The sequence below is a fragment of the Streptacidiphilus pinicola genome (assembly GCF_003258295.1).
GTDB classification, from domain to species: Bacteria; Actinomycetota; Actinomycetes; order Streptomycetales; family Streptomycetaceae; genus Streptacidiphilus; species Streptacidiphilus pinicola.
Map to the genome: position 1 here is coordinate 403 of NZ_QKYN01000249.1, position 1,809 is coordinate 2,211.

A 1,809-nucleotide genomic window follows, 5' to 3' on the forward strand; every position below is an offset into this window, starting at 1 on the left:
CCGTCGTGGTAGCCGGGCGCGAAGACGACCGTGGAGGGGTTCGGCGAGCCGTTCGCCGGGTCGCTCAGGCAGTGCGCGGCGGTGGCGACCACGTCACCGCCGGGCGAGTGCACCACGCTCGCGGTGCAGAAGTGGTGGTTGTCGGCGACCTCGTCCGGGGAGAAGAGCACCCCGATGGCGGGCAGCCCGCCGAAGGGCGTGCTGTGGCCGTCCGGGCTGGCCTGCGGGCCGGCGAGCGAGCCGGGGACGTTCGCCGCGACGGGGCCGGGCGGGCCCGCGGGCATCGCGCGCCGGTCGGGGTTGTCGGAGGGCGTCAGCGCCGCCGCGCCGTCCGTGGAGGAGCCGGAGCCGAATCCGCCGCGCACCATGACGAACGCGAAGCACACGGCGAAAGCGAGCACGCCGAGAGCGCGAGTGGCGCTGCGCAGCTGGGCTCGGTTCACCCGGCCGATGATAGGCAGGCGAACCTGGGGCCTGTCCACAGTGCGGACGTCGATGCTTTCGCGTGTCGCGTCGGTCACACCGAAGCCCCCTTCTCTGGCCCGCCAGGTCACAGGATGGCTCACACGTGCGACAGTTCTGTCACGAACCGCCCCGAACCGATGAGGTAAGAGCCTTTCGCTCACCCGACCCGGCTAACGTTCACGACGGTGGGAGCCGAGCAGCAGGGCGCGGGCCTCCCTGTCTGCCAGCAGTGAAGAGAGAACAGGACTGTGAGCCTCACCGGCGCCGCCTTCTTCTACACCCTGATCGTGGCGACGATCGTCGCCGTGGTGGCGACCATGTTCGCCTGGGGTGCCGTTCGTGGCCCCAAGGCCGTGCGCGCCGCCGTCCGGCTCGGGCTCATCGGTCTGTGCCAGCTCACTGCCATCGCGGTGGTCGCGGTCTGGATCAACAACGCCAACGGTCTCTACTCGTCGTGGGGCGACCTCTTCGGCCAGCAGGACAACGCGGGCGTGGGCGTGGCGGCGGGCGACGCCGCCAGCGCGCAGGCCGCGTCCTTCACCGGCGGCCCCAGCGGCTTCCAGCGCACGACCCTGCACGGTGCCGCGTCCGGCATGACGGGCGAGGTCCTGGTGTGGACCCCGCCGCAGTACAGCGAGCCGCAGTTCAAGAACTACTCGTTCCCGGTCATAGAGCTGCTGCACGGCATCCCCGGCTCCCCGGAGACGTGGATCAAGGGCGGCGGCATGCCCGGCCCGATCGAGTCGCTGATGGCGAGCGGCAAGATGAAGCCGGCCCTCGTGGTGATCCCCCGGATCAACCCGAACGGCATCAACACCGACTGCACCGACGTCGGCAAGATCCGCAACGGCACCTGGCTCGACACCGACGTGCCGAACCTGGTGAAGAAGGACTTCCGCGTCCTCGGCGACTCCCGCGGCTGGGGCCTGGTCGGCGACTCGACCGGCGGCTACTGCGCGACCAAGCTGGTCCTGCAGCACCCGGAGTCCTTCGGCACGGCGGTCGCGCTCAGCCCCGACGACTTCCACGGCGACCCGACGACGGTCCGCGACAAGAACGTCCTCGCGGCGCAGAATCCGCTGGCGCTGATCAAGAAGACCGGCCCGCAGGCGAATGTCTCCATCCTGATCGCCACCACGGCCCACGACCGGTGGAGCACCCCCCAGAACGCGCAGGCGCTGCGCGCGGCGGCGAAGTTCCCGGTCACGGTGGAGCAGCCGATCATCCTGAAGGACGGCGGGCACAACTGGGGCACCTGGGAGGCGCTCTTCCCGGTCGTCCTCCCGTGGCTCAGCCAGCAGCTGGACGCCCCCCAGCTGGTCCAGCCGGCGGCCCCCACCCCGA

The 1,809-nt window shown here is 70.9% G+C and carries 1 protein-coding gene and 1 pseudogene; one reads left to right on the forward strand and one right to left on the reverse strand.

The features are described from left to right. A pseudogene (locus tag DN069_RS40790) lies at positions 1-443 on the reverse strand (trypsin-like serine peptidase); the annotation flags it as partial. A 270-nt stretch (positions 444-713) separates the two neighbouring features. Between DN069_RS40790 and DN069_RS38595 the strand changes: the two are divergent. Further along, positions 714-1,809: alpha/beta hydrolase (locus DN069_RS38595; protein ID WP_111507905.1), on the forward strand; the 1,096-nt coding region annotated here is incomplete at its 3' end.